This is a genomic window from Oryzihumus sp. (genome assembly GCF_036391795.1).
Lineage (GTDB): Bacteria > Actinomycetota > Actinomycetes > Actinomycetales > Dermatophilaceae > Oryzihumus.
Genome location: NZ_DASVZH010000251.1, coordinates 1 through 7,563, shown reverse-complemented (window position 1 = coordinate 7,563; position 7,563 = coordinate 1). Strand labels below are relative to the sequence as shown.

Below are 7,563 nucleotides of genomic sequence, written 5' to 3'. Positions count from 1 at the left end.
GCTCGCGGTGCTCCGCGGACCCGGTCAGCGCGGACCAGGTCAGCAGGGCGTGGGCGATCGAGGACTGGCCGCACGGCTCGGCGTTGTCCGCGTCGCTGCGCGGACGGGTGAACAGCTCCTCGGCGTCGTCGGCGGTGTCGTGGAACCCGCCCCGGCCGTCGGCGAAGTGGCTCAGCGCCAGGTCCAGCACCATGCCCGCCACCTCGAGCCACTGCGGGTCGCCGGTGACCTGGTGCAGCGCCAGCAGCCCCTCGGCGAGGTCGCCGTGGTCGTCGGCGACACCGGCCGCGGCGCCCACCCGCCCGTCGCGGGAGGTGCGGCGCAGCCGACCGTCGACGAGGTGGGTGTCCACCACGAAGCGGGCGCAGCGGGTGGCCGCGTCGAGCAGGGCCGGGTCGTCCAGCAGCGCTCCTGCCTCGGCCAGCGCGGCGATGGCCAGGCCGTTCCAGGCGGTGACGACCTTGTCGTCGCGGCCCGGCTGGGGCCGCAGGTCGCGCGCCTCCTTCAGCCGTGCCCGCACGTCGGCCCACCACGCCGGGTCCGGCGGGTCGGCGTGCAGCTGCAGGGTGGACATGCCGTGCTCGAAGGTGCCGGCCTCGGTGACGTGCAGCAGCTGCGCGGCCAGCCGGCCGTCCTCCGGGCCGAGCACCTCCTCCAGCTGCTGCGGGGTCCAGGCGTAGGTCAGCCCCTCGACGCCGTCGGTGTCGGCGTCCAGCGCCGAGGCGAACCCACCCTCGGGGGTGCGCAGCTCACGGAGCAGGAAGTCCGCGGTCTCCCGCGAGACCCGTTGCGCCAGTGTCGATCCCGTGGCGCGCCACAGGTGCAGGTAGACGCGCAGCAGCTGGGCGTTGTCGTAGAGCATCTTCTCGAAGTGGGGGACCACCCAGGCGGCGTCCACGGCATACCGGGCGAAGCCACCCCCGACCTGGTCGTACATCCCGCCGCGGGCCATCGCCTCGCAGGTGCGCTCGACCATCTCCAGCGCTCGGGTCGACCCGGTGCGGGCGTGGTGGCGCAGCAGGGCCTCCAGGACCATCGACGGGGGGAACTTCGGGGCGCGGCCGAACCCGCCGTGCTGGTGGTCGAACGCGCCCGCGAGCTGCTCCTCGGCCCGGTCCAGGGCCGCGGCGTCCAGGGGCGCTGGCGGCGTCGACCGCGCGACCGCCTCGCGCAGCGCCCCGGCGATCCGGTCGCCCGCAGCCAGGACCTCCTCGCGCCGGGTCAGCCACGCGTCCTGGACCGCGGCGAGCAGCTGGAGGAACCCGGCCTTGGGGAAGTACGTGCCGGTGAAGAACGGCTCCCCGCCCGGGGTGAGCAGCGCGGTCATCGGCCAGCCGCCCTGGCCGTTCATCGCGGTGGTGGCGGTCATGTAGACCGCGTCCACGTCGGGCCGCTCCTCGCGGTCGACCTTGACCGCGACGAACCCCTCGTTGACGACGGCCGCGACCTCATCGTCCTCGAAGGACTGGTGCGCCATGACGTGGCACCAGTGGCACGCGGCGTAGCCGACGCTGAGCAGGATCGGCACGTCGCGGCGCCGCGCCTCGGCGAAGGCCTCCTCCGACCACGGCCACCAGTCGACAGGGTTGTCCGCGTGCTGGAGCAGGTAGGGGCTCGTTGCCGTCGCGAGTCGGTTGGCCATGTCTCCAACGTATGCCGTGTCTCCGGCGCTGTCCCCCGGCCGCCCGGTGCCGACCGAGGGGTCGCGTCAGCGCCGGGCAACGCGGCGGCAACTCATGGCAACACCTCGGACTGGTTCCCCACCGCCTTCTAGCGTCTCGACCTCCACACCGCACGCCTGCGCGGGACCGGGAAGGGGACGATTCGATGAGAGCAGTTCGAGCTGTCGGGCTGGCCGCAACGGCCTGCGTGATGCTTGCCGTGAGCGCCTGTGGGGCGGGAGCGGGCGGCGGCTCCTCCGACAGCAGGACACTGCACGTGCTCGTCGGGGCGAACGCCCAGCACGCCGCCGCGATGACGGCGTGGCAGAAGCGCATCGGGCAGCAGTTCCACCAGGCGACCGGCGGCGACCTGAGCTTCGACACCTTCGCGAGCGCGTCCGAGGAACAGACCAAGATCCAGACCTCGGTGGTGAGCGGGACCGGGCCCGACGTCTACCAGATCGGCACCACGTTCACGCCTGTCGCCTACAGCAGCCGCGCCTTCGCCACGCTCACCGACCGCGACTGGGCCACCATCGGCGGACGAGACCGGTTCTTCGGCCCGCAGCTGGCGATGGCCGGGCCGGACGCGAAGCACCAGATCGGGGTCCCGTTCGTGATGCGGCCCTACGCCATGGTCTACAACACCGCACTGTTCGCCAAGGCGGGGATCACCTCACCGCCGAAGACCTGGGACGAGCTGGTCGCCGACGCCCGCAAGCTCAACGACCCCGGGTCCGGGACCTGGGGCACCGCCATCGGCTACGCCGACGACTACGACCCGTGGAAGTACATCTGGACCAACACGCTGCAGTCCGGCGGCCGGTTGGTCAGTGACGACCTCACGAAGGCACAGCTCACCAGCCGGCCGGTGGCAGACTCCTTCGCCGCCTACTTCGGGCTGCTCACCAGCGACCACGTGGTCAACCCCAAGGCGGTCACCTGGAAGGCCTCCGACGCCCTGGCAGCGTTCGCCAACGGCCAGGTCGGCATCCTGCCGATGGTGACGCCCGGCGCGGAGCCGACGCTGCGCGCCGGCAAGGTCCACGGCTCCTATCGGTTCGCGCCGATGCCGACCATCCCGTTCGGGCACTCCAGCAGCCCGTCCGGCGCCCAGCCGGTGGGCACGATCGTCTCCGGCGACAACCTCGCGATTGCCGGCTACACCAAGCACAAGGACCTTGCCCTGACGTACGTCAAGCTCGTGACGGACCCGGAGAACCAGCTCTTCTACAACCAGACCTTCGGCGACCTGCCGGCCAACCAGCAGGCGGCCTCCGGGCTCGCGGCGAAGGACCCCCAGACGGCCGCGTTCCTCCAGGCCGAGCGGGCGGCACACCCCACCCCCTTCACCGGCGCCTGGGCACAGGTGCAGCTCGCCCTCGCCAACGTCGTCGTCCAGTCCCAGCCGGACCTCGCCTCCGGTCACGTGGACCCGGCCGCAACTGCCGCCAAGCTCGCTGCGGCGCAGAACACGGTGCAGCAGGCACTGGATCGGCAGCGCCGGTGACCCGGGTGTGGTCACGGCTGGCGGAGCGGCCGCTGTGGATCATGGCTCCCGGCCTCGGCCTGCTGCTCGTGATCGTCGGTGGCCCCTTCCTCGCCAGCGGCTGGATCAGCGTCATCGACCTCGACCAGGTGAGCCTGCGCGACTGGGTCGACGCGCCGTTCGTGGCCGCCGGCAACTACCTCGAGGCGATCCGCGCCGCGGGGATGCTCCACTCACTGTGGGTCAGCGTCGCCTTCGCGCTGGTCACGACCGCGATCGCTGCACCCCTCGGGGTCCTCGCGGCGCTGACCGTCAACGGGCGCTTCCGCGGTCAGGCGCTGGTGCGCTGCATCTACCTCGTCCCCTACGTCCTCCCGGGCTTCGTCACCGGCCTGCTCTGGCGGTTCATGCTCCAGCCCGACGGGGTGGTGAACCGGGTCCTCGGGACCCTCGGCCTGGGAGGCGGGAGGAACTGGCTGATCGGCGGGAACAGCTTCTGGTCCCTGGTCACGGTGGACGTCTGGGCCTCGTGGGCCTTCATCTACCTGATGTCTCTCGCCGGACTCCAGACGATCTCCCACGAGCTCTACGAGGCGGCCGAGGTGGACGGAGCCACGACACGGGACAAGCTGCGCTACATCGTGCTGCCGCAGCTGCGCGGTCCCCTCAGCCTGGCGCTGCTGCTCTCGACGCTGCAGCACTTCAACAACCTCACGCTGCCGTTCGTGCTCTTCGGGGTGCCGGCACCGGACCCGGTCAACCTGCTGCCGATGAACGTCTACACGACGTCCTTCCAGCAGTTCCGCTTCGGGCTCGGAGCAGCGATGTCGATGCTCACGCTGGTCATCCTCGTCGTGCCGGTCGGCTTCTACCTGCGCGCCACCCGCCTCGACGCGGTCAGGGAGGACTGATGGGCAGGCGCCACACCCAGCCCGCGATGATCCTGCCCCGTCCGGTGCACCTCGCCTGCACCGCGGTGATGGTCGCGGTCGCGGCAGCTCCGGTTGCGTTCCTGCTGCTCGTGTCCGTGATGCCGGACGCCGAGTCGGTGTCCGGCCGGCTGTGGCCGAGCCGCCTCGCCGTCGGGAACTACGTCCGGCTGTGGACCACCGTGCCGATGGCCCAGGGGCTGGCCAACAGCCTCGTCGTCGCCCTGGGCGCAGCCGTGCTGGCGACCCTGGCGGCGGTGGGCACGGCATACTGCCTCGTCCGCTTCACCTTCGTGGGGCGGCTGGTGCTGCTCCGGTCCCTCGTCGGGTTCCAGGCGCTGCCGGGCACGATGCTCATCCTGCCGCTGTTCGTGGTGTTCTCCTCCGCCCAGGCCTTCCTCGGGGTCCAGCTCGTCGGCTCGCGCGTCGGGCTCGTCGTCACCTACCTGACGTTCTCGCTGCCCTTCGCGACCTGGGTGATGGTGGTGCACCTGCGCAAGATCCCCGTGGCCCTGGAGGAGGCGGCCCGCATCGACGGAGCCAGCCGGCTCGGCGCGCTGTTGCGGGTGATCCTCCCGCTGTCCGTGCCGGGTATGGCGGTCGCCACGACCTTCTGCTTCCTCAACGGGTGGAACGACGTGGTCTTCTCCAGCATCCTCACCCAACCCGAGACGCGCACTGCCGCGATCGAGCTGCAGGTCTTCGCCCAGTCCCAGGAGGGTGGTGCGCTGCCCCTCTACGGGCAGCTGATGGCGGCGTCGGTGGTCTGCGCCGCACCCGTCGTCCTGCTCTCCGTGATCTTCCAGCGCCAGCTCGTCGGTGGACTCGCCACCGACGGCGTCAAGGGCTGACACCCCCGACACGACAGGAGTCATTGCCATGTGGACCCTCTCCGGCTTCGCCGACGAGATCTCGCCGGACCTCGAGGAGCAGTGCGAGCTGCTGGACACCCTGGGCATCCGGTTCATCGAGTTCCGCAGCGCGTGGGACACCAACGTGCTCGACCTCGACGACGACAAGATCGACGAGGTGCGCAAAACCCTTGCGGCGCATGGGATCTCGGCCTCCTCGGTCGGCTCTCCGATCGGCAAGATCTCCGTGCGCGAGGACTTCGAGCCGCACCTCGCCCGGTTCCGGCGCGCCCTGTGGGTGGCGGGGGAGCTCGAGGCGCCCTACATCCGGCTGTTCTCCTTCTTCATGCCCGAGGGGGAGGACCCCGCGGCGCACCGCGACGAGGTGCTCCGCCGGATGAGTGCCCTGGCGGCCGCGGCCGCGGGTCACGACGTGGTGCTCCTGCACGAGAACGAGAAGGACATCTACGGCGACGTGCCCGAACGATGCCTGGACGTCGTGGAGTCGGTGGGCAGCGACCAGCTGAGGCTGGCGTGGGACCCGGCCAACTTCGTGCAGTGCGGCGTCCGGCCGTTCACCGACGGCTACGCCCGGCTGCGACCGTACGTCGACTACATCCAGGTGAAGGACGCCGACCTCGCCTCCGGCACCGTCGTGCCCGCCGGTCAGGGGGACGGGCAGCTGCGCGAGACGCTTGACGCCCTGCATGCCGACGGGTTCGACGGTTTCTTCTCGATGGAGCCGCACCTGGCCGTGGCCGGCTCGCACGGCGGCTTCAGCGGGGCCGAGCAGTTCACCCGTGCCACCCGGGCGTTCACCGGCCTGCTCGACGAGGCCGGCCTCGGATACTGCTGACACCGGTCCCCACCACCCGCGAACACATCGAGGAGCACGCATGCGCTTTGCCGTCGTCGGCGCCGGGGTCATCGGAGCCCTGCACGCACGGACCATCGCCAACCTGGACGGCGCGACCCTCGCCGCCGTCGTCGACATCGAGCAGCCCCGGGCCGAGCAGCTGGCCGCCGAGCACGACGCCACGGCCCTCAGCGAGCTCCACCAGGCCCTGTCCGTGCCGGACATCGACGCCGTGGCGATCTGCACGCCCAGCGGGAACCACGCCGAGCTCGCCGAGGCGGCGCTCAAGGCAGGCAAGCACGTGGTGGTCGAGAAGCCGCTCGACGTCTCCCTCGAGGCGGGTCAGCGGGTGGCCCGCGCCCAGGTCGAGTCCGGACGCACCGTCGCGGTCATCAGCCAGCACCGTTTCGACCCGTCCAGCCTCGCGGTCGACCGGGCGATCCGGGAGGGCCGTCTGGGCCGCGTGACCTCGGGCAGCGCCACCATCTCTTGGTGGCGCTCCCAGGCGTACTACGACTCCGCAGGCTGGCGAGGAACCTGGGCCCTCGATGGTGGCGGGGCACTGATGAACCAGGGGATCCACACCATCGACCTGCTCGTGTGGTTCCTCGGCACGCCGGTCGAGGTCTTCGCCTGGACCGGCTGCCTGGCCCACGAACGGATCGAGGTGGAGGACACTGCCGTCGCGACCATCCGTTTCGAGAGCGGGGCGCTCGGCGTCATCCAGGGCACGACGGCCGCCTACCCGGGGCTCAACGCGCGGGTGCAGGTCCACGGGGACCGCGGGTCGGCCGTCATCGACGACGACCAGCTCACCTACTTCCACGCCGCGGCGCGCGGCGAGGTCGGGCCTGACGTCGGGGCCGGCTCACCGGACAACCAGGCACACGACCTGCTCGCGCCGGACGTCTCCCCGACGGAGGGCGAGGCCCGTGTCGCGGGCATCACCGCGACCTCTCACACGGCGCAGTACGAGGACTTCCTCGAGGCGGCGCGCCACGGGACCAGACCACTGGTCTCCGTCACCGAGGCCCTGCGCACCCTCGCGGTGGTCCGGGCCATCTACTCCTCGGCCGACGCCGGGCGCCCCGTGCCGGTCGCGGACGTGGCCCCCTGACAGGTGGGGAGCTGCCGGGCCGGGATTGTGGGGCCCGGCACCTCTTCGTACCGTGACACCATGACCGGTGGTGGTCCGACCATCTACGACGTCGCCCGTGCGGCGGGGGTGGCGCCGTCGACCGTCTCGCGGGCGTTCTCCAGACCCGGGCGGGTCAGGGCCGAGACGGCACAACGCATTCGCGAGGTCGCGCGGGAGCTGGGCTACCGGGCCACGCCCCTGGCCCATGCCGAGGGCAGAACCCGCACCTCGACGGTGGCACTGGTGATCTCGGACGTCACCAACCCCTTCAACTTCCCGATCATCAAGGGTGCCCACGCCGCCGCCGCCGAGTCCGGGTTCACGACGCTGCTGGCCGACGCCCAGGAGTCGGGACTGGTCGAGCGCCAGGCGCTCGAGCGGTCGCTGGCCGCCGTCGAGGGCATCGTCCTGGCCAGCTCGCGGATGTCCGACTCGGCGATCCGGATGATGGCCAAGCAGAAGCCGATGATCGTGCTGAACCGCACCATGGCCGACGTTCCCAGTGTCATCACCGACAACCCGCGGGGCATCACCCGCGCCGTGCGGCACCTGGCCGGCCTCGGCCACACCAGCCTCACCTACGTCTCCGGGCCGGAGGCATCCTGGGCCGACGGGGTCCGCTGGGCCGCAGCGCGGCAC

7 protein-coding genes are annotated in these 7,563 nt (G+C 71.5%); 6 read left to right on the top strand and 1 reads right to left on the bottom strand.

The window, feature by feature from the left end; genetic code table 11:
• Positions 1 to 1,642, bottom strand: a 1,642-nt coding sequence (locus VF825_RS15480) for a thioredoxin domain-containing protein (protein WP_331114912.1), incomplete at its 3' end; no start/stop codon positions are given.
• A gap of 185 nt (positions 1,643 to 1,827) precedes the next feature.
• On the opposite strand from VF825_RS15480, the gene VF825_RS15475 reads away from it, so the two are divergent.
• The 6 genes from VF825_RS15475 to VF825_RS15450 form a co-directional block, all read left to right on the top strand.
• Positions 1,828 to 3,171 carry an ABC transporter substrate-binding protein gene (locus tag VF825_RS15475; protein WP_331114910.1) on the top strand — a complete coding sequence of 448 codons (1,344 nt, stop codon included), beginning with the start codon at positions 1,828 to 1,830 and terminating at the stop codon, positions 3,169 to 3,171.
• A complete protein-coding gene (locus tag VF825_RS15470) occupies positions 3,168 to 4,061 on the top strand; it encodes a sugar ABC transporter permease (RefSeq protein WP_331114908.1) in 894 nt (297 codons plus the stop codon). Before VF825_RS15475 ends, VF825_RS15470 begins: the two co-directional genes overlap by 4 nt.
• Positions 4,061 to 4,930: a carbohydrate ABC transporter permease gene (locus VF825_RS15465; RefSeq protein ID WP_331114906.1), complete on the top strand. Its 870-nt coding sequence runs from the start codon at positions 4,061 to 4,063 to the stop codon at positions 4,928 to 4,930. Before VF825_RS15470 ends, VF825_RS15465 begins: the two co-directional genes overlap by 1 nt.
• A 28-nt stretch (positions 4,931 to 4,958) precedes the next feature.
• The gene (locus VF825_RS15460; protein ID WP_331114904.1) at positions 4,959 to 5,786 is read left to right on the top strand and encodes a sugar phosphate isomerase/epimerase family protein; all 828 of its coding nucleotides are present in this window, start codon (positions 4,959 to 4,961) and stop codon (positions 5,784 to 5,786) included.
• A gap of 40 nt (positions 5,787 to 5,826) precedes the next feature.
• Positions 5,827 to 6,903, top strand: a complete 1,077-nt coding sequence (locus VF825_RS15455) for a Gfo/Idh/MocA family oxidoreductase (protein ID WP_331114902.1) — start codon at positions 5,827 to 5,829, stop codon at positions 6,901 to 6,903.
• Between the two features lie 60 nt (positions 6,904 to 6,963).
• On the top strand, positions 6,964 to 7,563 hold a 600-nt coding region (locus VF825_RS15450; protein WP_331114900.1), incomplete at its 3' end, for a LacI family DNA-binding transcriptional regulator.